The sequence below is a fragment of the Xenophilus sp. Marseille-Q4582 genome (genome assembly GCF_916700565.1).
Lineage (GTDB): Bacteria > Pseudomonadota > Gammaproteobacteria > Burkholderiales > Burkholderiaceae_C > Xenophilus.
The window spans coordinates 715,084-741,584 of record NZ_CAKAKO010000004.1; the positions used below are offsets into that span (position 1 = coordinate 715,084).

General features: G+C 69.5%; 31 protein-coding genes and 1 other annotated feature. Of the genes, 7 read left to right on the forward strand and 24 right to left on the reverse strand.

Annotated elements, in window-relative coordinates:
• Window positions 1-20: 20 nt before the first annotated feature.
• Window positions 21-1,001, forward strand: coding sequence for a D-glycerate dehydrogenase (locus LG388_RS18650; RefSeq protein WP_225784206.1), 981 nt, complete (start codon window positions 21-23; stop codon window positions 999-1,001).
• Window positions 998-2,032, forward strand: a complete 1,035-nt coding sequence (locus LG388_RS18655) for a LacI family DNA-binding transcriptional regulator (protein ID WP_225784207.1) — start codon at window positions 998-1,000, stop codon at window positions 2,030-2,032. The genes LG388_RS18650 and LG388_RS18655 overlap by 4 nt, the downstream gene beginning before the upstream one ends.
• A gap of 9 nt (window positions 2,033-2,041) precedes the next feature.
• On the opposite strand, the gene LG388_RS18660 is transcribed toward LG388_RS18655, so the two are convergent.
• The gene (locus tag LG388_RS18660) at window positions 2,042-3,049 is read right to left on the reverse strand and encodes a zinc-binding alcohol dehydrogenase family protein (RefSeq protein ID WP_225784208.1); all 1,008 of its coding nucleotides are present in this window, start codon (window positions 3,047-3,049) and stop codon (window positions 2,042-2,044) included.
• 113 nt (window positions 3,050-3,162) lie between these two features.
• On the opposite strand from LG388_RS18660, the gene LG388_RS18665 reads away from it, so the two are divergent.
• A complete protein-coding gene (locus tag LG388_RS18665; RefSeq protein ID WP_225784429.1) occupies window positions 3,163-4,092 on the forward strand; it encodes a LysR family transcriptional regulator in 930 nt (309 codons plus the stop codon).
• A gap of 93 nt (window positions 4,093-4,185) precedes the next feature.
• Here the strand turns inward: LG388_RS18665 and LG388_RS18670 are convergent, their stop codons facing one another.
• Complete coding sequence (locus LG388_RS18670) at window positions 4,186-4,536, reverse strand: hypothetical protein (protein ID WP_225784209.1); 351 nt, start codon at window positions 4,534-4,536, stop codon at window positions 4,186-4,188.
• A 269-nt stretch (window positions 4,537-4,805) separates the two neighbouring features.
• Here LG388_RS18670 and LG388_RS18675 point away from each other — a divergent pair, with 269 nt between their 5' ends.
• On the forward strand, window positions 4,806-5,699 hold the full coding sequence (locus LG388_RS18675; RefSeq protein WP_225784210.1) for an NAD(P)-dependent oxidoreductase: 894 nt from the start codon (window positions 4,806-4,808) through the stop codon (window positions 5,697-5,699).
• Between the two features lie 206 nt (window positions 5,700-5,905).
• The gene (locus tag LG388_RS18680) at window positions 5,906-6,439 is read left to right on the forward strand and encodes a hypothetical protein (RefSeq protein WP_225784211.1); all 534 of its coding nucleotides are present in this window, start codon (window positions 5,906-5,908) and stop codon (window positions 6,437-6,439) included.
• A 20-nt stretch (window positions 6,440-6,459) separates the two neighbouring features.
• On the opposite strand, the gene LG388_RS18685 is transcribed toward LG388_RS18680, so the two are convergent.
• The 5 genes from LG388_RS18685 to LG388_RS18705 form a co-directional block, all read right to left on the reverse strand.
• Window positions 6,460-7,182: an SDR family oxidoreductase gene (locus tag LG388_RS18685; RefSeq protein WP_225784212.1), complete on the reverse strand. Its 723-nt coding sequence runs from the start codon at window positions 7,180-7,182 to the stop codon at window positions 6,460-6,462.
• On the reverse strand, window positions 7,179-7,640 hold the full coding sequence (locus LG388_RS18690) for a RidA family protein (RefSeq protein ID WP_225784213.1): 462 nt from the start codon (window positions 7,638-7,640) through the stop codon (window positions 7,179-7,181). Before LG388_RS18690 ends, LG388_RS18685 begins: the two co-directional genes overlap by 4 nt.
• 121 nt (window positions 7,641-7,761) lie before the next feature.
• Complete coding sequence (locus LG388_RS18695) at window positions 7,762-8,844, reverse strand: transglutaminase family protein (protein WP_225784214.1); 1,083 nt, start codon at window positions 8,842-8,844, stop codon at window positions 7,762-7,764.
• A 42-nt stretch (window positions 8,845-8,886) separates the two neighbouring features.
• Window positions 8,887-11,628: a circularly permuted type 2 ATP-grasp protein gene (locus tag LG388_RS18700; RefSeq protein ID WP_225784215.1), complete on the reverse strand. Its 2,742-nt coding sequence runs from the start codon at window positions 11,626-11,628 to the stop codon at window positions 8,887-8,889.
• Between the two features lie 138 nt (window positions 11,629-11,766).
• On the reverse strand, window positions 11,767-15,282 hold the full coding sequence (locus tag LG388_RS18705; protein ID WP_225784216.1) for a DUF2126 domain-containing protein: 3,516 nt from the start codon (window positions 15,280-15,282) through the stop codon (window positions 11,767-11,769).
• 146 nt (window positions 15,283-15,428) lie between these two features.
• Between LG388_RS18705 and LG388_RS18710 the strand changes: the two genes are divergently transcribed.
• Window positions 15,429-17,762, forward strand: coding sequence for a DNA internalization-related competence protein ComEC/Rec2 (locus LG388_RS18710; protein ID WP_225784217.1), 2,334 nt, complete (start codon window positions 15,429-15,431; stop codon window positions 17,760-17,762).
• 3 nt (window positions 17,763-17,765) lie between these two features.
• On the opposite strand, the gene LG388_RS18715 is transcribed toward LG388_RS18710, so the two are convergent.
• The 11 genes from LG388_RS18715 to LG388_RS18765 are packed head-to-tail and all read right to left on the reverse strand — an operon-like array spanning window position 17,766 to window position 22,797.
• Window positions 17,766-17,984 carry a hypothetical protein gene (locus tag LG388_RS18715; RefSeq protein WP_225784218.1) on the reverse strand — a complete coding sequence of 73 codons (219 nt, stop codon included), beginning with the start codon at window positions 17,982-17,984 and terminating at the stop codon, window positions 17,766-17,768.
• Complete coding sequence (locus LG388_RS18720) at window positions 17,981-18,298, reverse strand: hypothetical protein (protein ID WP_225784219.1); 318 nt, start codon at window positions 18,296-18,298, stop codon at window positions 17,981-17,983. Before LG388_RS18720 ends, LG388_RS18715 begins: the two co-directional genes overlap by 4 nt.
• An 11-nt stretch (window positions 18,299-18,309) precedes the next feature.
• On the reverse strand, window positions 18,310-18,600 hold the full coding sequence (locus LG388_RS18725; RefSeq protein WP_225784220.1) for a hypothetical protein: 291 nt from the start codon (window positions 18,598-18,600) through the stop codon (window positions 18,310-18,312).
• Window positions 18,593-19,003: a hypothetical protein gene (locus LG388_RS18730; RefSeq protein WP_225784221.1), complete on the reverse strand. Its 411-nt coding sequence runs from the start codon at window positions 19,001-19,003 to the stop codon at window positions 18,593-18,595. The genes LG388_RS18725 and LG388_RS18730 overlap by 8 nt, the downstream gene beginning before the upstream one ends.
• Window positions 19,000-19,731, reverse strand: a complete 732-nt coding sequence (locus LG388_RS18735) for a hypothetical protein (protein ID WP_225784222.1) — start codon at window positions 19,729-19,731, stop codon at window positions 19,000-19,002. The genes LG388_RS18730 and LG388_RS18735 overlap by 4 nt, the downstream gene beginning before the upstream one ends.
• The gene (locus tag LG388_RS18740) at window positions 19,728-20,648 is read right to left on the reverse strand and encodes a hypothetical protein (protein ID WP_225783381.1); all 921 of its coding nucleotides are present in this window, start codon (window positions 20,646-20,648) and stop codon (window positions 19,728-19,730) included. The genes LG388_RS18735 and LG388_RS18740 overlap by 4 nt, the downstream gene beginning before the upstream one ends.
• Complete coding sequence (locus LG388_RS18745; protein ID WP_225783380.1) at window positions 20,645-21,061, reverse strand: DUF551 domain-containing protein; 417 nt, start codon at window positions 21,059-21,061, stop codon at window positions 20,645-20,647. Before LG388_RS18745 ends, LG388_RS18740 begins: the two co-directional genes overlap by 4 nt.
• Before the next feature lie 59 nt (window positions 21,062-21,120).
• Complete coding sequence (locus tag LG388_RS18750; protein ID WP_225783379.1) at window positions 21,121-21,387, reverse strand: hypothetical protein; 267 nt, start codon at window positions 21,385-21,387, stop codon at window positions 21,121-21,123.
• On the reverse strand, window positions 21,384-22,037 hold the full coding sequence (locus LG388_RS18755) for a lambda exonuclease family protein (RefSeq protein WP_225783378.1): 654 nt from the start codon (window positions 22,035-22,037) through the stop codon (window positions 21,384-21,386). Before LG388_RS18755 ends, LG388_RS18750 begins: the two co-directional genes overlap by 4 nt.
• Window positions 22,034-22,555, reverse strand: a complete 522-nt coding sequence (locus tag LG388_RS26855; protein WP_225784223.1) for an HNH endonuclease signature motif containing protein — start codon at window positions 22,553-22,555, stop codon at window positions 22,034-22,036. The genes LG388_RS18755 and LG388_RS26855 overlap by 4 nt, the downstream gene beginning before the upstream one ends.
• Entirely contained in the window at window positions 22,552-22,797 is a 246-nt protein-coding gene (locus tag LG388_RS18765; RefSeq protein WP_225784224.1) for a hypothetical protein, read from the reverse strand. The genes LG388_RS26855 and LG388_RS18765 overlap by 4 nt, the downstream gene beginning before the upstream one ends.
• Window positions 22,798-22,935: 138 nt before the next feature.
• Here LG388_RS18765 and LG388_RS18770 point away from each other — a divergent pair.
• A protein-coding gene (locus LG388_RS18770; RefSeq protein ID WP_225784225.1) for an IS3 family transposase occupies window positions 22,936-24,161 on the forward strand; the annotation gives its coding sequence in 2 pieces (ribosomal slippage) (window positions 22,936-23,224 and window positions 23,224-24,161; 1,227 coding nt in all).
• Window positions 23,214-23,330, forward strand: a sequence feature (AL1L pseudoknot). It overlaps the preceding gene by 117 nt.
• Here LG388_RS18770 and LG388_RS18775 read toward each other — a convergent pair.
• The 6 genes from LG388_RS18775 to LG388_RS18800 all read right to left on the reverse strand — a co-directional run bounded on the left by LG388_RS18775 (window position 24,125) and on the right by LG388_RS18800 (window position 26,441).
• Window positions 24,125-24,799, reverse strand: a complete 675-nt coding sequence (locus tag LG388_RS18775) for a recombinase RecT (RefSeq protein WP_225784226.1) — start codon at window positions 24,797-24,799, stop codon at window positions 24,125-24,127. The genes LG388_RS18770 and LG388_RS18775 overlap by 37 nt on opposite strands.
• Window positions 24,800-24,802: 3 nt before the next feature.
• Window positions 24,803-25,021 (reverse strand): hypothetical protein, encoded by a 219-nt coding sequence (locus LG388_RS18780; protein WP_225783376.1) that lies wholly within the window; start codon window positions 25,019-25,021, stop codon window positions 24,803-24,805.
• Window positions 25,018-25,182 (reverse strand): hypothetical protein, encoded by a 165-nt coding sequence (locus LG388_RS18785; protein ID WP_225783375.1) that lies wholly within the window; start codon window positions 25,180-25,182, stop codon window positions 25,018-25,020. Before LG388_RS18785 ends, LG388_RS18780 begins: the two co-directional genes overlap by 4 nt.
• 70 nt (window positions 25,183-25,252) lie before the next feature.
• Window positions 25,253-25,528 carry a hypothetical protein gene (locus LG388_RS18790; RefSeq protein ID WP_225783374.1) on the reverse strand — a complete coding sequence of 92 codons (276 nt, stop codon included), beginning with the start codon at window positions 25,526-25,528 and terminating at the stop codon, window positions 25,253-25,255.
• Window positions 25,528-25,995, reverse strand: a complete 468-nt coding sequence (locus LG388_RS18795; protein ID WP_225783373.1) for a hypothetical protein — start codon at window positions 25,993-25,995, stop codon at window positions 25,528-25,530. The genes LG388_RS18790 and LG388_RS18795 overlap by 1 nt, the downstream gene beginning before the upstream one ends.
• On the reverse strand, window positions 25,992-26,441 hold the full coding sequence (locus LG388_RS18800) for an HNH endonuclease (protein ID WP_225783372.1): 450 nt from the start codon (window positions 26,439-26,441) through the stop codon (window positions 25,992-25,994). Before LG388_RS18800 ends, LG388_RS18795 begins: the two co-directional genes overlap by 4 nt.
• Window positions 26,442-26,501 lie beyond the last annotated feature (60 nt).

Consider the following 26,501-nt stretch of genomic DNA (forward strand, 5'->3'; position numbering starts at 1 on the left):
CGCCGGACCGAACCCGAGACATGACACGCCAGAACATCCTCGTTTTCCGCGAACTCCCGCCCGACCAGCTGGCCCGCCTGCAGGCCGCGCACGCGGTCACGGTGGCCGACCCCAAGACCCACCGCGCGGCCTTCGACGCCGCGCTGCCCACGGCCCATGGGCTGATCGGGTCCAGCTTTCCCATCGACAAGGCGGTGCTGGACCGCGCACCCGCGTTGAAGGTGGTGTCCAGCGTCTCGGTCGGCGTGGACAACTACGCGCTGGCCGAACTGCATCGCCGCGGCATCCTGCTGTGCCACACGCCCGGCGTGCTCGACGAGACGGTGGCCGACACCGTCTTCGCACTGCTGATGGCCACGAGCCGCCGCGTGGTGGAGCTGTCCAACCTCGTGCGCGAAGGCCGATGGACGAAGAACATCGGCGAGGAGTTCTTCGGCTTCGACGTGCACGGCAAGACGCTGGGCCTGCTGGGCTTCGGGCGCATCGGGCAGGCCATCGCGCGCCGCGCGGCGCTGGGCTTTGGCATGCCGGTGCGCTACCACACGCGCCGGCCGGTGGATCTGGCCGCGCAGGCGCCCGCGCTGGTGGGCCATGCCGAGCATCGCTCGATGGACACGCTGCTGGCCGAGTCCGATTTCGTAGTCGCCATGCTGCCGCTGTCGGACAGCACGCGCGGCCTCGCGGATGCCGGCTTCTTCGCGCGCATGAAGCGCGGCGCCATCTTCATCAATGGCGGGCGCGGCGCGACGGTGGATGAGGCCGCGTTGCTGGCCGCGCTGGACAGCGGCCATCTGCGCGCGGCGGGCCTGGACGTGTTCGCGAAGGAGCCGCTGCCGGCCGACTCGCCGCTGCGCACGCATCCGCGCGTCACGCCGCTGCCGCACATCGGCTCGGCCACGCACGAGACGCGCTACGCCATGAACCGCCTGGCCGTCGACAACCTGCTGGCCGCGCTGGCCGGCCAGCGGCCCGCGGCGGTCTACGACACGGCGGCGTTGTGAACGCGCCGCGCCGCGCCACCATCGCCGACGTGGCCACGGCCGCCGGCGTTTCCAAGGCCACGGTCTCGCGCTTCCTCAACCACCGCGAGAAGCTGCTCAGCCCCGACATCGCCGCGCGCGTGGAGGCGGCCATCCAGCGGCTGGGCTACTCGCCCAGCCCGATGGCGCAGGCGCTGAGCCGCGGGCGCTCGCGCCTCATCGGCCTGATCGTGGCCGACATCACCAACCCCTACTCGGTGGCCGTGCTGCGCGGCGCCGAGAAGGCCTGCCAGGACGCCGGCTACCTCGTGATGCTGTTCAACCTGGGCAACGAGCCTGGGCGCGAGCAGGAGGCCATCCAGGCGCTGGCCGGCTACCAGGTCGATGGCTTCATCCTCAACACGCTGGGCCGCGGCAGTGGCGTGGTCGACGCCATGGCCACCCAGGGCAAGCCCGCGGTGCTGGTGGACCGCCGCCATACGGGCATGCATGCCGACTTCGTGTCGCTGGACAACCGGGCGGCCGTGCAGCAGGCCTGCGAGCACCTGCTCGAAGGCGGCTGGCGCGAACTGCTCTACGTGAGCGAGCCGCTCAAGGGCGTGAGCACGCGGCGCGAGCGCGCGGGCGCCTTCACGGCCTGCATGGACGCACACGCGAAGACGGCGCGCGGCGAAGTCTTCGAGAGCGAAGAGGGTGACGACGCAGGCCTGCAGGCCGCGTTGCAGGCCTTGCACAAGCGCGCCCAGCGCCGCAGGGGCGTGCGCGCCGCAGTGCTGGCCGGCAATGCCGTGGTCACGCTGCGCGTGGCGCAGGCCGTGGCGCGCCTGGGCTGGCAGTTCGGCCAGGAGCTGGGCTTCGTCGGCTTCGACGATCCCGAATGGGCCTCGCTGATCGGCCCCGGCCTGTCCACCATCGCGCAGCCCACCGACGAGATCGGCCGCACGGCCGCCCGCTGCCTGATCGAGCGGCTGCACGGGCTGGAGGGCCCGCCGCGGCAGTCGCTGCTGCCGGGCGAGCTCAAGCCCCGTGGGTCGTCCGCCGCCCGCGCCTGAGCGCTGCCTTCAGAAGCCCTCCAGCACCACCTTCCCCCGCGCGCGTCCGCTTTCGATGAGCGCATGCGCGCGCCGCAGGTTGGCGGCGTTGATCGTGCCGAAGGTTTCGGCCAGCGTGGTGCGCAGCGTGCCGGCGTCCACCAGTTGCGCCACGCGCGTGAGCAGTTCGTGCTGGCGGATCATGTCGGGCGTCTCGTAGAGCGGGCGCGTGAACATCAGCTCCCAGTGCAGCGACAGGCTCTTGCTTTTGAGCGCCCGCGCATCCAGCGCGGCGGGGTCGTCGATCAGCGCCAGCTGGCCCTGTGGCCGCAGCGCGCCGATCAGCTGCGCGAAATGGCGGTCGGTCTGCGTGAGGCTGGCCACGCGGTCCACCTGCGGGATGCCGATGGCTTCGAGTTCGGCGAGCAGCGGCTTCGAATGGTCGATCACATGGTGCGCGCCCAGGTCCTTGGCCCATTGCGCGGTCTCCGGCCGCGAGGCGGTGCCGATCACGGTGAGACGGGTGAGCTGCCGCGCCAGCTGCACGAGCATGGAGCCCACGCCGCCGGCCGCGCCCACGATGAGCAGGCTCTGGCCTTCGCCGCCGCCTTCGGGCACGCCCAGGCGGTCGAACAGCAGCTCCCACGCAGTGATGGCGGTGAGGGGCAGAGCCGCCGCTTGCGCCGCGCCGAGGCTGCGCGGCTTGGGGCCGGCGATGCGCTCGTCGACCAGGTGGTACTCGCTGTTGCTGCCGGGCCGGTTGATGGCGCCGGCGTAGAAAACCTCGTCGCCGGGCTTGAACAGCGTCACCGCGCTGCCCACGGCCTGCACCATGCCCACGGCGTCCCAGCCGAGCACGCGCGGCTCCTTCACGGCCGAGTTCATGCGCACCTTGGTGTCCACCGGGTTGACCGACACGGCCTGCACCTGCACCAGCAGGTCGCGCGGGCCGGGCGTGGGCGTGGGCAGTTCGAGGTCGACCAGCGCGGCGGGGTCGTCGATGGGCAGGCCGTGCTGGGTGTAGGCGATGGCTTTCATGGCGGAATCCAGGAAGAAGTGAGGCGAAGCAAAGGGATGGACGTGATGGTGCCCGGGGATCATCTGTCCGGAAAGCGGCAGAATGCAGCAAGACTTTCACTGCTGGCGTGAAGATGATCCGGCTCGACGACCTGGCCCTGTTCGTGCGTTCCGCCGCGCTGGGCGCCTTTTCGGCCGCTGCGCGCGAGGCCGACCTGCTGCCCGGGCAGGCCAGCGCCGCCATCCAGCGGCTGGAGCGCGAACTGGGCGTGCGGCTGTTCGCGCGCTCCACGCGCAGCCTGCGGCTCACGGCCGAGGGCGAGCGCTACCTGCCACATGCACAGGCGGCGCTCGACCACCTGCACGCGGGCCGCGGACAACTGCAGGACGAGGCGCGCGAACTCAGCGGCGTGCTGCAGCTGGCCATGCCTTCCGACCTGGGCCGGCAGGTGCTGCTGCCCTGGCTGGCCGAGTTCCGGCTGGCGCATCCGCGGCTGCGGCTGCGCCTGTCCTTCTCCGACCGCGTGTCGGACGTGTTCCGCGAACCGGTGGATGCGGCCGTGCGCTACAGTCCGCCCGCCGACGCCAGCTTCGTCGCCCTGCCGTTGGCGCCGGACAACCGGCGCGTGCTGGTGGCCGCGCCCGGCTACGTGGCGCGCCACGGTGCTCCGCAGACGGTGGCGGAACTGGCTGCGCACGACTGCCTGTGCTTTGCGCTGAGCGGCCGCGTGCATGACCGCTGGACCTTCTTCGAGGGGGCGCAGCGCCAGGTGGCCACGGTGCGCGGCCCCATCCAGTGCGACGACGGCGAGGCGGTGCACCGGCTGGCGCTGGCCGGGGAAGGTCTGGCCTACAAGTCATGGCTGGACGTGGCGCACGACGTGCGCGACGGCCGCCTCGTGCCGCTGCTCACGCAATGCCTGGGCGAGCCGGCGCCGCTGCACGTGGTGTGCCCGCATCGCGGGCAATACGCCGCCGCCGTGCAGCGGCTGCACCAGGCCCTGCGTCCGCGCTTCGAGGCGCTGTCGGCCCTGCGGCCGGCGCCGGGGGCCGCGCAGGGCTGAGTGACTGGCGCCACGGCGCAAAAGAAAAACCCGGCACGCTGGGCGCGCCGGGTTCTGCATTCAGGCCCCTGGGCCGGAGCCGTGCATGAGGCCTTACAGGCCTGCGTTCTGCGTGGTGAACGCGCCGGTGTGCAGGTTCGTCGGGATCTGGCTGTCGGCGAAGGCACCGGCTTCCAGGTTCTGCGCGCCGTCGTGGGCGGCGGCCACGGCCTCGGCTTGCACCGAAGCGCGGTCACGCGGGTTCTGCAGCGCGCCCATCGAACGGGCATGCAGCGGGATGTTCTGGTCCTTGGCGTGGGCAGCGGCCACGGCCTGTTGCTGCACTTCGGCGCGGCTGAGTTGGCCCTGGAAGTCCAGCACGCCTTGGTATTCCTCGGCGTGGACGGCGCCGGTCAGGGCGGCGAAGGACAGGGCGGCAACGGCAAAAATCTTCGAGGTCTTCACGATCATTCTCCTGGCTTGTAGCGGTTTGAACGGAAAGCGGGGCGGCGGAATTGCCAGCCACTTCGCTTCGGGTCGGCGTTCAAGGTGTCGCTGGCCCGTGAGATGAATTTTGCGCCGGGAGATAGGTGGAAACCCTTGGTTCTCCAGAACAGGGCGTTCACGGAATCGAAACAATGGGCAGGGCCCGGGTGGACGGGCCCCCGGCGGGTCATCCTCGACGGCGCGAGAATCGGCGGTTTCCCTGCGCATCCGAAACTGGAGACCCTCGCATGCAAGCAAGCGCCATCGGCATGATCGGCATCGGCCTCATGGGCCACGGCATCGCCACCAACATCGTCAAGCACGGCCATGCGCTCACGGTGCTCGAACATCCGGGCAACCAGCCGCTGGACGCGCTCAAGGCCGCGGGCGCGAAGAGCGTCGACAGCATTGCCGCGCTGGCCCAGGCGTCGGAGGTCGTGATCCTGTGCGTCACCGGCTCGCCCCAGGTCGAGGCCATCCTCGGCGCGGACGGCGATCCGGGCGGACTGATCGCCGCCCTGCGCCCCGGCACCGTCGTCATCGACTGCTCCACCGCCATTCCCACGTCCACGCAGAAGATGGCCGAGGCCGTGCAGCGCGCGGGCGGGCGTTTCCTCGATGCGCCGATGACGCGCACGCCCAAGGAGGCCGCCGAGGGCCGGCTGAACCTGCTGGTGGGTGGCGACGCCGACCTGTTCGCGCAGTGCCAGCCGCTCCTGGCCTGCTTCGCCGAGAACATCACCCACACCGGCGCCGTGAGCACGGGCCACAGCATGAAGCTCTTGCACAACTACGTGTCGCTGGGCTCGGTGGCGCTGATCGCCGAAGCCGCGGCCTGCGCACGGCGCGCGGGGGTGCCGGGCGACGTGTTCGTCGAGGTGCTGGCCAAGGGCGGCGGCGGCGGCGTGGCGCTGGAGCGCCTCAAGCCCTTCATCACGCAGCAGGACGCGAGCGGCCTGCGCTTCGCCATGAGCAACGCCCAGAAGGACCTGGGCTACTACACCGAGATGGCCGAAGGCATGCAGGCCGCGCAGGCGATCGCCGATGCCGTGCTGGCCACTTATGCGGGCGCCGTGGCGCAGGGCGGCGCGCAGCGCTACGTGCCCGAACTGGTGGGGCTGCTGGCCGAGAAGGGGCGCTGAGCGCGGGCATCGCCGGGCGCGGGGCGCTCCGGTTGCGCTCCTCGGCCGTCAACAGTTGGGGGCGCGCCGTGTGCCGTGCGGGCGCACGGCCTGTCCGCGTGGCCTATGAACTTTGTTCGATGGTGAGGCGCTGCGGCGCGGGCCATGATGGCAGCTTTCGAGGGCGGTCCTGTGACCGCTCCCTTCCATCAATCCCACGATTCGCCATGCTGCACTCAGGATATGTCAAGGCCGCTCAGGACGCCATTGCCCACGTGAAGTCCGCCGTCCGCTACCGCGGCTTGAACACGGCCGGTGGATGGATCCGCCATCCGCTGGAGATCCCGCAGAAGTTCGATGCCCGCATCTGGAGCCTTCAGGAGGGCGGGCGCCGCAACGCCGCTCGCAGCAACGAGGCTTTCGATGTGCAGGTTTTCATCGACGAGATGGCGAGCCTGGGCCGGCTGAGCCAGACGGGCAACTGCGGCGAGCTGTCCGCCATCGCGTTCCTGTACCTCAAGTCCCGGGGCATCGCGCCCATCGACTACTTCGCGCTGTGGCGCGGTGACTGGAACCACGCCTTCGTGGTCCTGAATCGGGATGCCTCGATTCCGGTGCAGGACTTCGGCCGCTGGAGCTACTCGGCGGTCGTCTGCGACCCGCTGTACGACCGCTCTGCCGACGCGGGACACCTGGCGGTCTGGTATCCGAAGCGGTTTCCGCTGCAGCGATCCGACGTCTGGCAGCGCTGGGAGGGTTGAGCGCGCGCGGCGACGGCCGGTCAGACCGAGCGCGTGATCCCGCCGTCGATGCGGATGTTCTGGCCCGTGATGTAGCTGGACTTGTCGCTGGCCAGGAACACGATCAGCTCGGCCACCTCGGCCGAGGTGCCGTAGCGGCCCATGGGGATGCGCGCGCGGCGCTCTTCCTTTTCGGGCAGGCTGTCGATGTAGCCGGGCAGCACGTTGTTCATGCGGATGCCCTCGGCCGCATAGCGGTCGGCGTACAGCTTGGTGAAGGCGGCCAGGCCCGCGCGGAACACACCCGAGGTCGGGAAGGCCGCTTCAGGCTCGAAGGTGGCATAGGTGCTGATGTTGACGACGGCGCCGTGCTTTTGCTGCTGGAAGATGGGCGTGACCTTGCGCGCGATGCGCACCACGTTCATCAGGTAGAAGTCCATGCCGGAGTGCCACGCCTCGTCGCTGATCGCGAGCAGGTCGCCCTTGGGGCCGTGGCCGGCGCTGTTGACCACCGCGTCGATGCGGCCCCAGCGCGCCATCGCGCCGTCGACCAGGCGCTGCAGGTCGGCGTCGGACTGGTTGGAACCGGTGATGCCCAGCCCGCCCAGTTCAGCGGCCAATGCCTCGCCCTTGCCGGACGAGGACAGCACGGCGACCTGGAAGCCGGCCGCATGCAGGGCGCGCGCGGCGGCCGCGCCCATGCCGCTGCCGCCGGCCGTCACCAGCGCCACGCGCGGGTTGGACGGGGCGCTCGCCTCGCTCACGCCGCCACTTCCGCGATCAGTTCGATCTCGACGCAGGCCCCCAGCGGGATCTGCGCCACGCCGAAGGCGCTGCGCGCATGCGCGCCCTTGTCGGCGCCGAAGACCTGCGCGAACAGTTCGCTGGCCCCGTTGGTGACCAAGTGCTGCTCGGTGTAGCTGGGGCCGGAATTGACCAGGCTCATCACCTTGACGATGCGCGTGACCTTGTTCAGATCGCCCACGGCCGCGTGCAGCGTGCCCAGCAGGTCGATGGCAATGGCACGCGCAGCCGCCTGGCCTTCTTCGGTGCCGATGTTCACGCCCAGCTGGCCGACCCAGGGCTTGCCGTCCTTCTTGGCGATGTGGCCGGACAGGAAGACCAGGTTGCCGGTGCGCACGAAAGGCACGTAGGCCGCGGCAGGCACGGCGACGGGGGGCAGTTCGATGCCCAGCTGCTGGAGCTGCTCGTAGACGCTCATGGATTCGACTCCTGGAGAAAGAAGAGGGCGAGAAAAGGGGGCGCGGCGCGGGATGCGCGATGCCGCGGCCATCGGCCGCAGCCCGCCAGCGGCACCTTCGCGCCCCGCGGCGTCCCCGAGCCTAACCCAGTTGGCCCTGGCCGGGCGTGGTCGGGCCTTGCTGGCCGAACTGGGGCTGCCCCACTTCCAGCGGGTGCCGGGCGGCCGCGGCCGTGACGGCCGGGCGGGGCCAGGGCCGCACGCGGGGCAGCCACTGCTGCTGTTGCGCGGGGCTCATCTCGTCGAAAGGCATGACCGTGACGCCCACGTCCAGCGCATGGCCCGCGCCGCCGTGCAGGATGCCTCGGATGGGCGACACGTCCGCGAAGTCCCGGCCCACGGCCAGCTTCACGTAGTCTTCGCCGGGCTGGCGGCCGTTGGTGGGGCAAAAGCCCACCCACGCGCCCTCGCCGGCGGGGCCCTCGGGCCGCTCCGTGCCGTCGCCGCCAGCCACGGGCGGCAGGTACAGCTCCACCCACGCATGCGAGGCATCGGCGCCGATCAGCCGCGGCTGGCCGGGCGGTGGCTGCGTGAGCAGGTAGCCGCTCACGTAGCGCGCGGGCAGGCCCAGATTGCGCAGGCAGGCGATGAGGATGTGCGCGAAGTCCTGGCACACGCCGCGGCGCTGGGCCAGCGCCTGCACGGCGGGCGTGTTGATCTCGGTGCTGCCGCTGTCGTAGTCGAAGTCCGCGTACATGCGCTGCGTCAGCGCCAGCGCGGCATCGAACAGCGCGCGGCCGGGCGTGAAGCTGGCGCGTGCATAGGCGACGAAGTCGTCGTGCAGCGGCACGTGCTCCGACGGGAAGATGAACTCCGAGGCCGCATCGTCCTGCATGCCCTTGTGGTAGCGAAAGCCCTCGCGCACGGCTTCCCAGGCCTGCTCGCGCAGGGGCGCGGGCGGCAGGGCCGGCGCCTGCGTCTGGACCAGGCTCTCGGCCGTCACCACCAGCTGCTCGTGCGTGGACTCGAAGGCGAAGAAGGTGCGCGTGTTGCCGAACACGTCCAGCGACTCGCTGCGCTGCGCCGGCTCGGGCACGATGCGCAGCGCATGCCGCAGCAGCTTCTGCGTGTGCGTCTCCAGCGGCTGGAGGTGCGCCAGGTGCTGCGCGGTCGCCACCGGCGGCGCGTAGTCGTAGCGGGTTTCGTGGGTGACGAGCAGCAGCATCGCGGGTGCCGGGGAATCTTCTGGGGCGGGTCGGGTGCCGGGTCAGATGCCGACCGGGCGCAGCGACTCGAAGGTGAGCGTGAAATAGCGCGTGCCGATCGCGTCCGACACCTGCCAGGCCGCCTGCTGGCAGCGCTGCAGCAGCGCCAGCAGGGCGGCGCGCGCCTCGGCCTCGTCGCCGCCGCACAGCGTGTCCAGCGACCACTGCGCGGGGTCGGGCAGTTCGTGCGACAGCGCCGTCAGTTCGCCCGGCGCGCTGCCGGCCAGCCTGGCGATGCGCCCGCGCAGCGTCTGCGTGACCCAGGCCAGCGAGCGCGGGTTGTCGCCGTCGAGCACCAGCAGGTCCACCAGCGGCACCCGGTCGCGGCGCTGCTGGTAGCGGCCGTGGAAGGTGATGGTGCTGTCGAACAGCGCGAGCACGGCTTCGAAGCCGCTGCGCTCGGCCAGCACGCCGTGCGTCACGGCCTCGGCCAGCGCATGCGCGAGGAAGCCCAGCCGCTCGATGTGCCGGCCGATGGACAGCAGGCGCCAGGCGTCGTCGCGCGTCATGCGGTCGGTCTGCGCGCCGGTGATCGCGGCCAGCAGGGTGCCTGCGGCTTCCAGCGTGCGCTGCGTGGCGCCCAGGGCGTAGCGGGCCTCTCCGCTTTCGCCGGCCTGGGCCGCGGTGCGGCGCAGGAATTCGCTCTCGGCCCGTTCGATGTGCGTCCAGTGCTCCTGCGACAGCCGTTCGCGCACGGCGGCCGCCGCTTCGCGCAGGCAGCGCAGGTTGAAGCCCACGCTGCGCCCGCGCTTCACGTCGCCCAGCTCGGCGATCAGCGCGCGCTCGAACACGCGGCGCGACTGCAGCGCATGCGGGCCTTCCTGCAGCAAGGGTGCGTCGGGCACGGCTTCGGGCACCAGCGAATTGCGCTGCGCCAGGCCGTGCAGCCAGCCGACCAGCGCGGGCGAGGCCTGTTCCTCGCCGCTGAGCCAGTCCAGCGTCATGCGCGCCAGGCGCAGCGTGTTCTCGGCGCGTTCGGTGTAGCGGCCCAGCCAGAACATGTTCTCGGCGGCGCGGCTGGTGACGGGCGCGCGGTGGCGCGCCAGCGAGGCCGGCGTGGCCGGCGCGCCGATCAGCGTGGTGCGGTCGATCTCGCCATGGGTGCGCACCCACACGTCGGCGCTGCTGCCGCCACGCTGCATCGAGGCGATCTGCGCGTCGGCGCCGGCCAGCCGCGCCAGCCCGCCGGGCAGCACGTGCCAGGACTGCGGTCCGTCGTTGACGGCGAACACGCGCAGCATCACCGAGCGCGGCACGATGCGGCCGGCGCCGTCCAGGTCGGGGGCCCAGGTGGGCATCTGCGACAGCGGCAGGTAGCGCTGCACGGTGTGCGCGTCGCTGCGCCGCATGATGCGGCCGGCCCATTCGTCGAGCTGGCGCCGGTCCAGCTGCGTGCCCAGCGCGGCCTCGAAGCTCGGGTGCACGGCCGAGCCCGGGTAGGTGGGCTTGATCGCGCATTCGGCCAGTTGCGGCAGCGCGGCCTCCATCGCCGCGCGCTCGCCGCACCACCAGGTGGGCAGGGCGGGCAGCTCCAGCTCCTCGCCCAGCAAGGCGCGCGACAGCGCGGGCAGGAAGCCCAGCAGCGCCGGCGATTCGAGAAAGGCCGAGCCCGGCGTGTTGGCCACCAGCACGTTGCCCGCGCGGATGGCCTGCAGCAGGCCGGGCACGCCCAGCGTGGAATCGGGCCGCAGCTCGAGCGGGTCGAGGAACTGGTCGTCCAGCCGCTTGATGAGGCCGTGCACGGGCCGCAGGCCCTGCAGCGTCTTGAGGAACAGGCGGTCGCCGCGCACCGTCAGGTCGCTGCCTTCGACCAGCGTGATGCCCAGGTAGCGCGCCAGGTAGGCGTGCTCGAAATAGGTTTCGTTGTAGGGGCCGGGCGTGAGCAGCGCGATGTGCGGCGGCCCGCCCGCAGGCGCGGGGCACATGGCCTGCAGCCCCTGCATCATGGCGCTGTAGGTGGCGGCCAGGCGCTGCACCTGCAGCGATTCGAAGGCTTCGGGGAACTGGCGCGACACGGCCAGCCGGTTTTCCAGCAGGTAGCCCAGCCCTGAAGGCGCCTGCGTGCGCTGCGACACCACCCACCAGTGGCCGTCGGGCCCGCGCGCGAGGTCGAAGGCGGCGATGCGCAGCCAGGTGTCGCCGGGCGGACGCACGCCGTGCAGGGCGCGCAGGTAGCCCGGATGGCCGCGCACCAGCGCGGCGGGCAGCAGGCCGCCGGCCAGCAGGCGCTGCGGGCCGTACACGTCGGCCATCACGCGGTCCAGCAGGCGCGTGCGCTGCAGCACGCCCCGTTCGATGCGGGTCCAGCTCTCGGGCGAGATGATCAGCGGGAACAGGTCCAGCGCCCAGGGGCGCTGCGGGCCGTGGCTGTCGGCGTAGACGTTGTAGGTCACGCCGTTGTCGCGCACCTGCCGCTCCAGGCTCACGGCGCGGCGCGGCAGGTCGGCGAAGCCTTCGGGGCCCAGCGTGTCGAAGAACGCGGCCCAGGCGGGGGCGAGCGGTGCCGGCGCGGCTTCGGGCGCGGGCTCCGGCACGCCGGCGGCCGACGCGGGACGGCCGGCCTCCTGCAACGCGGGGGCCGCGGACGGCGGGAGCGGCACGCGCGCCGGCGGCGGCACGGGCGTGGCCACGCCGCGCAGCTCGTCGAAATGCCCCGGCCGCGCTGCCGGGGCGAGCGCGGACGCGAAGGCCGCCGGCGATTCGGCGGCCTGGGCATCGAAGAGGGAGTTGTTCAGGGCATCCACGGGGCCGACATTGTCACACCGCCGTCATGCCCGGGCCGCACGCCGCGCCGCGGCCGGGCGCCAGGGCGAGGGCCGGTGACGGATCCGCCACGCCGGGGCCGCCTGCTGGCCTGCCTGCCGTGGGGGCCGCGCCACGCCTCAGCGCCGCAGGTCCAGCGTGAACGGGAACTCGCGGCTGCCGACCACCTCGATGTTGGCCGGCGGCGTGCGCAGCAGGCCCGGCGTGTGGCCCATGCGCGAGAAGCGCGCCAGGCGGCGGCTCTCGGCCTCGTAGGCATTGACCGGGAAGGTGGTGTAGTTGCGCCCGCCCGGGTGCGCCACGTGGTACTGGCAGCCGCCCAGCGACCGCTTCATCCAGGTGTCGACGATGTCGAAGGTCAGCGGCGCATGCGGGGCGATGCTGGGGTGCAGGGCCGACGGCGGGTTCCAGGCCTTGTAGCGCACGCCGGCCACGTACTCGCCGGCCACGCCGGTGGGCTGCAGGGGCAGCACCCGGCCGTTGACGGTGACCACGTAGCGGCTCTGGTTCAGGCCGGTCACGCGCACTTCGATGCGCTCCAGCGAGGAATCGACGTAGCGCACGGTGCCGCCGATCGCGCCTTCCTCGCCCATCACGTGCCAGGGCTCCAGCGCGTTGCGCAGGCTGAGTTCGACGCCCATGGCCTGCACCTCGCCGACCAGCGGGAAACGGAACTCGAAATGCGGCGCGAACCATTCGCGCTGGAAACCGAAGCCGGCCTGCCGCATCTCGGCGATCACGTCCTCGAAGTCCATCTGGATGAAGGTGGGCAGCAGGAAGCGGTCGTGCAGCTCGGTGCCCCAGCGCGTGGCGGGGGCGGCGTAGGGCGCCTCCCAGAAGCGGGCCACCAGCGCGCGCAGCAGCAGCTGCTGCACGATGCTCATGCGCGCATGCGGCGGCATCTCGAAGGCGCGCAGCTCCAGCAGTCCCAGGCGGCCGGTGGTGCTGTCGGGCGAATAGAGCTTGTCGATGCTGAATTCGCTGCGGTGCGTGTTGCCCGTGACGTCGATCAGGATGTTGCGCAGGCTGCGGTCCACCAGCCAGGCCGGCATGGCCTGGCCGTGGATCTCGCGGTTCTTCGCGATCTCCTTGAGCGCGATCTCCAGCTCGTAGACCTGGTCGTTGCGCGCCTCGTCCACGCGCGGGGCCTGGCTGGTGGGGCCGATGAACAGGCCCGAGAACAGGTACGACAGGGAAGGGTGGTTGTGCCAGTACAGCAGCAGGCTGGCCAGCAGCTCGGGCTTGCGCAGGAAGGGGCTGTCGGCCGGCGTGGCGCCGCCCATCACGAAATGGTTGCCGCCGCCGGTGCCGGTGTGGCGGCCGTCGGTCATGAACTTCTCGGCCGTCAGGCGCGTGCGGAAGGCCGCGTCGTACAGGAACTCGGTGTGCTCGACCAGTTCCCCCCAGCTGTGGGCCGGGTGGATGTTGACCTCGATTACGCCGGGGTCGGGCGTGACGGCCAGCGTCTTCAGGCGCGTGTCGCGCGGCGGCGGGTAGCCTTCCAGCACGATCTGCATGCCCGTTTCCTCGGCCGTGGCCTCGACGGCGGACAGCAGGTCCAGGTAGTCCTCCAGGAAGGCCAGCGGCGGCATGAAGACGTAGAGGATGCCGGAGGCGCTGCCCACCTTCTCGGCCTTCGGGCCGTTGGCGCGCCGCGGATCGCGCGCCTCCACGCACAGCGCGGTGCGCGTGATCCAGTGCGCGGACTGGAAGCGGCTCGGGAAGCGCGTGTTCTCGTCGGCCGGCGGCAAGGGCGGGCTGCTCGTCTGGCCCGGCTGCTGCATGCGCAGCGCCGCGGCCGGATGGGCCGACGCACCGAAGGCGTAGGGCACGTCGCCGGCCCGCCCGGCTTGCCCGCGCTGCCCGGCCAGGCCCGCGCCCAGGCCGGCCTGCGCCGCATAGCGCGCACGCAGGTCGTCGGCCGCCGGCAGTGGGGTTTGCGGCGCATTCGGATCGCGGTCGATCAGGTAGGGAAAGTCGCCCTTGGCCGTCCAGGGCTGCGAATCGAGCGGCAGGCGGTAGCCCATGGGCGAATCGCCGGGCACCAGGTACAGCCGGTCGTCGCGCAGGAACCAGGGGCCGGTCTTCCAGCGCGGGCCGTCCAGATCCGGGTTGCCGGTGGCGTTGGAGGCGGGCTCCAGCGGCAGCACGTAGCCGATCACCGAATCGAGCTTCTGCGTGAACACGCGGCGCAGGCGGGCGCGTTCCAGCTCGTCGTCCAGGCGCGAATCGAAGGGGTCGACGTTGACCGGCAGCCGGCGCTCGCGCCAGAGGTAGTAGTAGACGTCCTCGTAGCCGGGCTGCACGAACTCGTCCGTCAGGCCCAGCTTGCGCGCCAGGTGCGCCGTGAAGCGCTGCGCATCGGCCGCGGTGTAGTTCGCAGGCCGGGACTCGTCGGCGAACAGGACCGGGTTGTGCCAGACGGGCTGGCCGTCGGCGCGCCAGAAAATCGACAGCGCCCAGCGCGGCAACTGCTCGCCCGGGTACCACTTGCCCTGGCCGAAGTGCAGGAAGCCGCCCTGGCCGTAGCGTTCGCGCAGGCGGTGCACCAGCTCGGTCGCGTAGTTGCGCTTGGTGGGCCCGAGGGCATCGGTGTTCCATTCGGGCGCGTCGCGGTCGCTGCTGGCCACGTAGGTCGGCTCGCCGCCCATCGTCAGGCGCACGTCGCCCGCGGCCAGGCGCGCATCCACCGCCTCGCCCAGGGCCAGCACCTCGGCCCATTGGTCCTCGGTGTAGGGCTTGGTGACGCGCGGAGATTCATAGATGCGCGTGACCTTCATTTCGTGGCCGAACGCCACTTCGGCCTCGTCCACCAGGCCTTCGATGGGTGCGGCGCTGCCCGGGGTGGGCGTGCAGGCCAGCGGGATGTGGCCTTCGCCCGCGAGCAGGCCCGAGGTTGCGTCGAGGCCGATCCAGCCGGCGCCGGGCAGGTAGACCTCGCACCAGGCGTGCAGGTCGGTGAAGTCCACTTCCGTGCCGCTCGGGCCGTCCAGCGACTTCACGTCGGGCGCGAGCTGGATCAGGTAGCCCGACACGAAGCGCGCCGCCAGCCCCAGGTGGCGCAGCAGCTGCACCAGCAGCCAGCCCGAGTCGCGGCAGGAGCCGCTGGCCTTTTCCAGCGTCTGCTCGGGCGTCTGCACGCCGGGCTCCATGCGGATCAGGTACTTCACGTCCTGCTGCACCTGCTGGTTCAGCCGGACCAGGAAGTCGATGGTGCGCTGCTCGTGGCGATCGATCTTGTCGAGGTAGGCCTGCACCAACGGCGTGGCGCGCTCGGCGACGAGGTAGGGCGCCAGTTCCTCGGCCTGTTCCTTCGAGTACTTGAACGGGAAGTTCTCGGCATGCGGCTCGAGGAAGAAGTCGAAGGGGTTGTAGACCGCCATCTCGACCACCAGGTCCACCGTCACCTTGAAGGCCGTGGTCTTCTTCGGGAACACCAGCCGCGCCTGGTAGTTGGCGAAAGGGTCCTGCTGCCAGTTGACGAAGTGCTCGGCGGGTTCCACGCGCAGCGAGTACGAGATGACGTTGCTGCGGCAATGCGGCGCCGGACGCAGGCGGACCACCTGCGGGCCGAGTTGCACCGGACGGTCGTACTGGTAATGGGTGACGTGGTGGAGGGCGGCGTGGATGGACATGGTCGATGGGCGTCGGATCTTCCGGGGCGGCAGAGGCGGATTCCCGGCCTCTGTTGGCCTCATACTAGCCGAGAGGAAAAGCAAGGAATGCGCCATCACGCCGTCATCGGCGCGTGCTGGCGCCTGCCGCGCGAGGGAGCCCAGCGATGAGCGAGACGCAGCCACGGACCGCGGCGCAGCCGGTCCATCGGTGGCCCGACGGCGGGGAGGCCGCGCCCTGGCCGGAGGGCAGCACCACGGCGCGCGGGCTCGCGGCCTGCGCGGGCAGCCTGGCCGGCACGGCGCTGCAGCTCCTGCAGGGCCAGCTCTGGCCGGTGGCGGCCTACCTGGCGCTGGCGGCGGGCGCACTGGGCCTGGCCGGCCTGCTGCGCAGGCCGCGCGGGCGATGGGCGGCAGGGCTGCTGCTGGCCGCGGCGGCGGGTGCGCTCGCCGGCGCCGCGCAGACGGGCCTGCGCGCCAGCGTCTTCACGGCCCGGGCCCTGTCTCCGGCGATCGAGGGCCGCGACCTGCGCGTGACCGGCGTGGTGGCGCAGATGCCGCAACGCAACGACCTCGGGCTGCGCTTCCTGTTCGACGTGGAGGCCGTGCAGGACGCGGAGCCGGGCGCGGCGGCCGGCGCCGCCCCCGTGCTGCCGCCGCGGCTGGCGCTGAGCTGGTATGCCCAGGGCGGTGGCCTCTGGGCGCGCGAGGCCGGCCGGCCGCCGGACGATGCCGCGGCCGCCGCCCCGCCGCCGCTGCACGCGGGCGAGCGCTGGCAGTTCACGGTGCGGCTGAAGGCGCCGCACGGCAATCGCAACCCGCATGGCTTCGACTACGAGCTCTGGCTGTGGGAGCAGGGCGTGCAGGCCACGGGCTACGTGCGCACGGGCGGCCGGCATGCGCCGCCGCAGCGCATCGGCGGCACCGCACGGCACCCGGTCGAGCGCGCGCGCGAGGCGGTGCGCGACGCCATCCTGGCGCGCGCCGCGCAGGCGCCCGGCGACGCCGCGCATGCGCGCGCCGTGGGCGTGGTAGCGGCGCTGGTGACGGGCGACCAGGCGGCCATCGAACGCGCCGACTGGGACGTGTTCCGCGCGACCGGCGTGGCGCACCTGATGAGCATCTCGGGCCTGCACATCACGCTCTTCGCCTGGCTGGCGGCGGCGGTGCTCGGCGCGCTGTGGCGCTGCAGCCCGCGGCTGATGCTGTGGCGGCCAGCGCCGCAGGCTGCGCTGGCGGGCGGCGTGCTGCTGGCCACCGCCTACGCCGTGTTCAGCGGCTGGGGCGTGCCGGCGCAGCGCACCGTCTGCATGCTGGCGCTGGTGGCCCTGCTGCGCGGCGGCGCCCGCCACTGGCCCTGGCCCTGCGTGTGGCTGCTGGTGTGTGCCTTCGTGGTGGCGCTGGACCCGTGGGCGCTGCTGCAGCCGGGCTTCTGGCTCAGCTTCGTGGCCGTGGGCGTGCTCTTCGCCAGCGACGCCGGGCTGGCCGGCCATCTGCACGACGCCCGCCCCGCCGCGGCGGCCCGCCTGGGCGGCCAGGCACTGCGCCTGCTGCGTGAGCAGGGCGTGGTGACGGTGGCGCTCACGCCGCTCAGCCTGCTGCTGTTCCAGCAGGTGTCGCTGGTGGGTTTCGTCGCCAACCTGGCGGCCATCCCGTGGGTGACGCTGGTGGTCACGCCGCTGGCCATGCTGGGCGTGCTGGCGCCGCCGCTGTGGGACCTGGCGGCCGGGGCCGTCCAGGCCCTGGGCGCGGCCCTGGCCTGGCTGGCTTCCTGGCCGCTGGCCACCTGGAGCGTGGCCGCCGCGCCACTGTGGGCCGGCGTTGCGGGTGTGGGGGGCGGGCTGCTGCTGGCCATGCGCCTGCCGATCGCGCTGCGCCTGATGGGCCTGCCGCTGCTGCTGCCCGTGCTGCTGTGGCAGCCGCCGCGTCCGCCGGACGGCGAGTTCGACCTGCTGGCGGCCGACGTGGGCCAGGGCAATGCCGTGCTCGTGCGCACGGCGCGCCACAGCCTGCTGTACGACGCCGGGCCGCGCTACAGCCTGGAAAGCGACGCCGGCCACCGCGTGCTGGTGCCGCTGCTGCGCGCGCTGGGCGAGCGGCCCGACCTGCTGGTGCTGAGCCACCGCGACAGCGACCACACGGGCGGCGCGGCGGCCGTGCTGGGCATGCAGCCGCGGATGCAGGTGCGCGGCTCGCTCGAGCCCTCGCATCCGCTGCAGGCCTTGCGCCCGCAGGCGCGCTGCGAGGCCGGGCAGAGCTGGACATGGGACGGCGTGCGCTTCGAATTCCTGCATCCGGCGGCCGAGGACTACGCGCGCTTCGCGGTGCGGCCCAATGCACTGTCCTGCGTGCTGCGCGTGAGCAATGGCCGCAGCGCCGTGCTGCTGCCCGGCGACATCGAGCGTGTGCAGGAAGCCGCGCTGGTCGCCCGCAGCCGTGAGGCCGGCGTGCCGCTGCAGGCCGAGGTGCTGCTGGTGCCGCACCATGGCACGAGGATCTAGTATTCATGCGGGTTGCAGGCCGTTGTGCGGGATCTGTGCGGGACGTTGCGGCTTACGATGAATGAACGCGCGCACCTCGGACCGCAGCCAGAGCCGATTTCTGGGGGTGCTCGTGGGGGCTTCTGCGGGGAATCCCGGTAGTTTCACCAGCACATCCCGCGCATGGCGAACCCCGCACTTGTGCATCTCGGCGATGTCCATCAGGGTCATCAGGTCGTTCATCTCGCCTCCGCATCCACGACGCCAGCGCGCCGCTCATGATCACGCAGCGCCTTCGTCAGCATCTTCACAGCCTGCCGGACGTATGCCGGCACCTGGTTGATCTGCTCAGCCCGACGTGCAACCTCGGCGGTCGCGTACTCGTCGCTGATGTCTCCGGAGGCGTGCATCGTCTCCAGCGCATTCATCATCCCACGCTGCATGTCGGGGTCGAGCATCCATTCACAGCGCATCCAGGCAAGCAGGCGGCGCAGGTGGTTCACTTGGGCGTCCGTCATCGGCATGTCGGGCACGTTCAGGTCGCCAGTGAGGGTCATGGGTGCCTCGCTCATCGCCCACCCCCTCCCGCACCGGGCGCCACACTTGCCATCGCAGCGGCTGCGCGGCCAGCGTCGGTGATGACCCACTTGATGGGCGGGCCGTAGACCTCGCGCTTGACCAGCTTGAGCGCCTCCAGGTTGCACAGCAGGCCCAGCACGTAGGCCGAGTGCTTGCGGTTGGACTCCTTGCCCGGCTGGCGGCCGATCAGGAATGCCATGTCAGCGGTAGCGACCGGCGCATGCATCTTGCCAAGCCATTCCAGGATTCGGCTGTCTTGAGCGGTCAGTAGTTCATCCACGGCTTCCCTCCTTTGCGCGCAGTGCGACGTCGATTGCGGCGTCCAGGCTTTCGGGATCGGTGTCCCAGCCGTCGTCTCTACTGACCAGGTACACGGACTCGCATCGCGTGCCGTCGTATGTCTCGCTCACATATCCCCAGTTGTCCCGCAGCCAGTCGTAGCGCGCCGCCTTCTTGCGCAGCGCTTCCACTTCGGCCAGCAGGGCGCGGATGGTGTCGGGATTTGCCTCGGCGATGTACCGGGCCAGCTTGGGCGCTATCAGCTTGTTCGCGCGCACCTCGACGTGGATGGCCGCCCATTCGTCGGTCTCTGCAACCTGAACCGTGCGGCCGGATTTGCTGAACGTGCCTGCGTGTTCGACGCCAGCCAGCGCATCCCGCAGCGCCTTGAACTTGTCCGTCATCTCGTCTCCTTGGCGGCGCCGATGCCGTGGATCTCCTCAGCAGCGCGGATGATTCCCTCCACGGTCGAAAACCCGAACGCGGGGCGGTCCTTCTTGAGTCCGTCGCTTTCCTTCAAGAGAACTTTCAGGCCGATGGCCTCAATCTGCTCATCCGTCAGCGGCGCCTGCTGGGGCGCGGCCTCGTAGAGCGCCACGGCCCCATCGTCTGTCGCGGCGCAGTCCGTCCAGCCGAACGAATCCGCGCGGAAGTACCCAAAGGGCTCGGCTGTGGAGTGCTGGGGCGCGGCGAACAGCTTTGTGCCTGCTGGCAGCCTCGTAGTAATGCGCGAGGACATGCCGTCGGCGTTGTAGTCGTTCTCGACTTCGGCCACCGGCTCCTGTGCCTGCGTGGTGGCAGGCGCCATGGCGAGCACTGCATGCACGAAGTTGCGTATCTGATCGAATGCCCGGATGCCGCGACCACTGGATGTGATGCCGTGCTTGTCGCGCAGGGCGGCGATCTGCTCATCACTGATCCCCGACCCCGCAGCGTTGCGTGAGGCGGCAATCCAGTCGTCGTCTTCCATGAGGCCCCACACGAAGTCCTCGATCAGGAGCCGCTCGGTCTCGTTCGGCCTGTAACAGCCTTCGCGGCCATCGTCATCCTCGCCGCGCAGTTCGTAGTCGGCCATGAACGCCTGGAAGGCGCGCATCAAAGGGCTGGGCTCAGGGTAGGCTTTGTCGGTCATGGCTGGCTCTCGTTGTCTGCGCGGTAGCTGTTCGGCCACGGCGTGAATGGTTCGGCGGGCTTGGTCGCACAGGGCGCAGGAGCGGCTGGCGAGGCGGCGACATCGGCCCGCACGTACTCGATGCCGTGGCCTGTCGCGTTGTCTGCGCTCCACGTCACCTCTGCCAGCTTGTCCCACGGCAGCGTGCCATCCTGCACGCGCTCCAGCGCAAACCGGTCGCCGATGTCGAGGTAGATTCGGGCCGGGGCAGTGCTCATGTTCGCTTCCGGCGCTTTCTTTGACACGTCGCCCGGCTCATGTTCGATGGAGGGAGGGGCGGATGGGGTGGCCGCAGCTTCTTCGCACACCTGATCCAGGATGCGCAGGCTGTGCAGCAACTCTTCCTTGGTGGGCCTGTACGCTTGGTTGCCGCCCGATGCGTTCCAGGCTTCCTGGATCGTGATGGACTCTGCCGCCTCGGGCTGCTCGGTCTGGGCCAGTGCACGCTCGAAGTTCTGCCGCACGGTCTTCAGGGCCGCAGCGATGCCGTTGTGCTCGCCGAGTGCGTAGGTGCCAGCGGCGGGCGGGCGCAGCGGGTCGATCATCTGCCACGTCTGCTTCATCGCCGCCTCGAAGGCATCGCTCACGCCAGCTTGCGTGGCGCGGGCCTTGCGGTCGGCGTCAGCGTAGGCGCGCATCTGGTCAGCGGTGTAGAAGGCGTAGGGCACCATCTTCCACCCGGCAACTGCCTCGGATTGCTCGGCAGTTGCATGGGGCGCGGCGAGACGCTCCAGCCGCTCGATCTGCCGAGACAGGAGGCCTTCGGCGATTCGCTTGGCCTGTGCGCCGTCCTTGACCGCACCATTCACCATGTTGGCGTAGAGGTGGCGAAGCTCGGCAATGACGCTTGGCAGCGCCTCGGCGTGTTGGGGGTTCATGCGGGTGCTCCTGCGGCTGGCGAGGGAGGGAGAGGCGACTTGCGCAGCATCCAGTGCGTCACGCGCTGCAGGGTGTCGCCGGCAAACCATTCGCCAGTGCGCAACCAGCCACCAACGGCGGGGCCTGCGGGCTGCTCATAGGCAGGCATGAACTCGTCTTCCGTGACGAATGAGCCGTCCCAGGTCCAGACCTTCACGCCATCGTCTTCGGCGTCAGTAGGCAGGTCAGGCAGCCGCTCATCCACGCTGACCCACCCGCCCGTCTGCGTGAGGGCGTGCAGCAGTGCCGTGTACAGCGCGTTGCGCGCTTCCATCGTGTGCGCGTTGTACTCGGGTGCTCCGTGCTCGTGCCGGGCGTCGGCGTACGCTTCGATCAGCCGCATCAGCGCTTCATGTTCGGGGGCGGTCAGCATGGTCATCTCCAGAAATGGAAAAGCCCGACTAGCGGGCTGTTGTCGGGGGAGGGCGGGGGTCAGAACGGCGGGTCCTCGAAATCGGCGTCTTGGCGCCGGTTCTGCGGCTTGCTCTGTTGACGTTGCTGCGGCTGCCCGCCCTCGCGCTCCTTGGGCTCGTTGAGGTAGGCCCAGCCATCCCAGCCCACAGGCACGCCCTCCAGCTTGAGCATGGGGCCGTTGCGCGTCTCGATGATTGCGCCGATGGTCATGTAGCGGCTCTTCTCGTTGCCGTCACGGTCGGTGTATTTGCCGGTCACGGCGGTCACGTCGTACTTCTTGCTCATGCTGGTTCCAGTTGGTTGTGTTCGTTCGCTGCCAGAGCCATGCTCAGCGCGAACTCGTACTCATCGACCTTCTTGGCGAAGGCGAGCATGTCGGACTCGAGCGCTTCGATGGCTTCTTCGTCGCGTTCGATCCGGTGGATGACCATGTGCTTCAGGTCGGGGCACCACAGCACCAGATCGACCCACTTGCGGCCAAGCAACCAGAGATAGCCCAGGCACTGGTCCCGGTATGCACTCAAGTCGTGCTCGGCGACGGCTGTGAACAGCGTGTCGCTGCTGACCATTGTTTTGATCTCCAGCACGCCGTCTTCGTCGATCAGGCCGTCAACCGATCCGCCGAAGAGACCGTCGGCCGTTGAGAAGAAGCCGACCTCTTCGACCATGTAGCCCGTTTTCGCTTCGTATCGCGCGCGCGCGACGGGCTCCTGTTCTGTCCCAACACGCATTGCGGCGCTCTGTGGCTTGCTTGGAGCGCTGCCGCCCAGCCGTTCACGTGCTAGGTCCCGGGCATAGTCGAGGCATGCTTTGCTCGGGTGGCCGCTCTTCAGCTTGTCGCGAGCGTCGCGGAACCGGCTTCCCGTGATGACACCGCGTCGCGCCTCATGCCATTCGTCAGAACCCTGCGGATGATTGAAGAAGTTGACCATCATTTCCCCCAGCCTCTGGTTTGCAGCTCCGAGATGTAAGGCACAGAGACGCCAAATTTCGCCGCAAGCTCCGCGGCCACACCTTTTCTTAACTGCTTTATTCCAGGCCCTCGGTACGACCTGATTTCTGAGACCGCTGCTGCTGTCAGCCTTGCGCCTCCGCGCTTCTCGCCTGTCGCCTGTCTTCGCTTCGCAACCTTGTCGTCGTTGTTTTGCTTGTGGGTGGCGACAAACAAGTGACTGGGGTTGCAACATGCTGGGTTGTCACAGCGATGGCAGACCGCCATCCCAGCGGGAACATCGATGCCGGAGAGAAGCAAGGCAACCCGATTGGAGGGCTGGTGTCTCCCGTCCAGCCAGAACGCGCCATAACCCTCTTCTTTGCGACGTACAGAGGCGGTCCCGGGCCAGCATTCGTCGGCGCCTCGTCTATCTACCCTGGACCAGAATCGGTCCGAGAGAGGAGGTGTCTTTGCGGCTTTGGCCGCGCGAGCGATACGTGCAGCTTCCGCCCGGTTCATTGCGCCACCTCCACGGCATCTTCTTTCACCTCTACGTCGGTTGCCTCATCCTTAGCCCGCTGCGCTTGCAGGCGAGCCTTGTGCGCCTTGCATGCGGCCTTCAGCGCGTCGTGAGCGGGCAGGTTGTTCGCCAGCTTGCCGTTGTGCTCGGCCCAGTAGGCGTTCAGTTCCTCGACCGTCTTGGTGTTGCGCGCGCCGTCAATGATGGGCTGAGGGTCAATCGTGGCCGGCTTGGCAACCACTGCCAGCCCTTCGCCGCCTTCGGTGTTCAGGTGGTGGATCGCCTCATCCAGACGATCTGACTTCGGCCAGTACTTGTAGGCGCGCTGAACCGCCCCGGTTTTCGCGGAGGCTCCCTCGTTTGAGAAGATGGAGCCATCATGAGGAAGTCAGTGAAGTTTTCGCCGGAGGTTCGCGAGCGTGCGGTGCGCATGGTGTTCGATCACCGAGCAGAGTACGAATCGCAGTGGGCGGCGGTGGTGTCGATCGCCGGCAAGATCGGCAGCACGCCGCAGACGCTGCTGAACTGGGTGCGTCAGCACGAGCGTGACACGGGTCAACGCGAAGGCGTGACCACGGCCGAGGCCAAGCGCGTCAAGGAACTGGAGCGCGAAGTGCGCGAGCTTCGCCGCGCCAACGAGATCCTCAAGCTGGCCAGCGCGTTTTTCGCCCAGGCGGAGCTCGACCGCCGGCTGAAGTGATGTACGCCTTCGTGGACCGGCACCGCCAGCGGCATGGGGTCGAGCCGATCTGCAGGCTGCTGCAGATCGCCCCATCGGCCTACCGGCGGCACGCTGCCCGGCAGCGCGATGCGGCCTTGCTCAGCGGCCGAGCCCAGCGAGACCAGGAACTGATGGCCCACATCGAACGGGTGTGGCAGGCCAACCTGCGGGTCTACGGCGCTGACAAGGTCTGGCGGCAACTGCAACGCGAAGGCCACACGGTGGCGCGCTGCACCGTCGAGCGCCTGATGCGCCGCATGGGGCTGCGTGGGGTCGTGCGCGGCAAAGTGGTGCGCACAACGATCGGCGATGCGCGAGCGCCATGCCCGCAGGACCTGGTCAACCGGCAGTTCAGCGCGCAGCGCCCGAACCAGCTGTGGGTGAGCGACTTCACGTACGTGTCCACCTGGCAGGGCTGGCTGTACGTGGCCTTCGTGATCGACGTGTTCTCGCGGCGCATCGTGGGCTGGAGGGTGAGCACGAGCATGCGCACGGACTTCGTGCTCGATGCCCTGGAGCAGGCCCTGTACGCCCGCCAGCCCGGCCAGGAAGGCTCGCTCGTGTGTCACAGCGACCGCGGGTCGCAATACGTCAGCATTCGCTACACCGAGCGGTTGGCCGAGGCCGGCATCGAGCCATCGGTGGGCAGCAAGGGCGACTCCTACGACAACGCTCTGGCAGAGACGATCAACGGGCTGTACAAGGCCGAGTTGATCCATCGCCGGGCGCCCTGGAAGACCAGAGAGGCGGTGGAGTTAGCGACCTTGGAGTGGGTGTCATGGTTCAACAACCATCGGCTGATGGCCCCGCTGGGCTACGTGCCGCCCGCCGAGTTCGAGACCACCTACTATCGCAATCTTGAGCGGCAGGCCAGCTCGGCCTGACTCAAGCCAACCAGCCTCCGCGAAAACCGGGGCGGTTCACGCTTCACGACCGTCTTCTTCGCCATCTCGCCGTAGTCGGTGTCCCAGGGTGACGACTTGCCGGCCTTCACCGACTCGGAGCGGTTCTTGATGGCGTCGATGTCTTCGCGGCTCATGCACTCGGTCAGGTAGTCGCCGCTGTGCGTCTTCACGACCACGTAGGCGCCGACGATGTCGCCCCGGTCCTTGGAGAACGGGTTGAATGAGTGGGTGGGTGGCTTGTCGAAACCGTTCAGGGTGAACGCATCGCTGGAGTAGACCAGGTCCGCCTGCGCCCACATGATCGAGCCCGACTGGATGGCCAGGTCGATCAGGCCCATGTAGCTGATGTCAAGGCAAATCTTGCCCTTGCGCGGCACCAGGTAGGCCTGCTTTTTGGCAGGGTTCAGGCTGATGCCGATGGCGGCAATGTTGGTCACTGCGTTGACCACGGACTGCCGGTCGTTCGCGGCCAGCTTTGCCACGTAGTCATTCGCGGTGAGGATCTGGATGGCGAACCCGGCCTCGCGCTCGAAGTTCATCGAGCGGTCGGCCAGCACGTTCTGGAAGCTGTCCTCGGCTCCGTAGACGTAGTTGGAGATCGTCTGGATGGCGTTCATGCATCACCTCGCAAACGGGTTGAAAACGATGTGGCCCAGCACAAGCCCGATGGCCAAGCTGATGCCGAAAGCCACCATGACGATGACGGCGAAGGTGACCCAGGACACGGGCTCGTACGCCGCCTGCAACATCGCTGTGTGCCGCTCGTGCCGCGCGTTGTGGTCCTGCTGGCTGCCGATCTCAAGCTCGGCCAGGGCGGTTGGGGAGAGATCGCGTCTCACATCGTCCTCGCTTGCTTGGCCTGCTGTTCACGGATGCGCTCAAAGGTGGCGCGGATGTTGGTAGCCGCTGCGGGCACGTACTGGAAGCGCGGATCCATCAGTCCGCCGATGGGCTTCGGCTCGGGCTTGGTCACTGCGCGCAGGCGTCGGGCGGGCTTCATGCAAACCTCCAGATGACGAACAGGGCAAGAGGGGCGCATGCGAACAGCGCCCAGTCGTGGGCTTGGTAGTTCACGGTTGCGCCTCCCCGGTGGCTTTGGCGATCAGGTTCTCCAGATCGATCACGTCTTCGTGATCCAGCAAAACCTGTCCACGGTGTTTGCGCTTGATCTGGCGGATAGCGAAGGCCAGCAGCTCAGGCGCGGCGGCGATCAGGCGGGCGTCATCAATCACCGAAGGAATGCGCTTGTCATCGTGAAAGATGGTCTCGTTATTGGCAGCGACAACGCTGATGGACGTCGCCGATTCTTGGACGCGCCACGGCGCTGGAGAGTGCTTCTCGGTCATCAGCAAGCCTCCGAAGGGATGCGGTTGTCCGTGCGGGCGCGCGCAGCCTCGATGCGGTGGTGCCGCTCGGCCGCTTCCTCGATCTGCTTCTTGATGGGGAAGACCAGCTCGGTCACGTCGAACGGGCCCAGGTAGGCGCGCTCGAGGTACATGCCGCCCACGTCGTCCACCTCCATGAAGCACAGCAGGTCCGCCGGCGCCTCCGCGTCGTAGCGGTACTCGTACAGGCCGCGGCGCTCGGGCTCGTCCTTGCGCCACTGCGAAGCCGCGAAGTGCAGCGCGTCGGCCACGTACTCGCGGTACGACAGGTCGGCGCTGAACGCGTCATCCGTCGCGCCCACTGCGAGGCACATCTTCTGGTCGATCAGCGCGCGGCGCTTGTTCTGCAGCGGGGCCTGTGCACTGCGCAGCGCCGCCAGCTGCTCGCCCATCGCGTCGAACGCGGGCAGAGGGAGGGCGGCGGTCATGCGGCACTCCCGAGAGCCTTCGCGATGGCGGCGCGACGTTTGTAATGGCTGTCACCGCGTGCAACACGATTGGAGTGATTGCTCGACTTGATTGCATTGCTGTGCGACGCACCGCGTGAAGTTCTTCCATGCCGTTCGCGGTCATCGGCGTTTTCTTTCCGCGTGCCCCATGCCAAGTTGTCGGCGTGGGGGTTCAACTTGTTTCCATCAAGATGGCGGACCTCATGCTCTTCGCTGGGCCTTGGTGGGAGGTGATGAATCGCCACCAGTTTGTGAACCGCATAGCGCGTCCTCTTTCCGCCTATGGTCAGTCGAACGGATGGATAGCCGTCATCGTTCAAGTCTTGGCTCAGTTCTCTTCGCCCCAACCCTCTCCAGTTGGACGATACCGAGAATACGCGGCCATCGCGCTCCACTTCGTAGCCCGGCGTGTGCTTTGCTTCCATGCTCTGCTCCAGAAAAGACGAAGCCCGCGACGGCGGGCTAGTTGATTGATCGGCCACTTC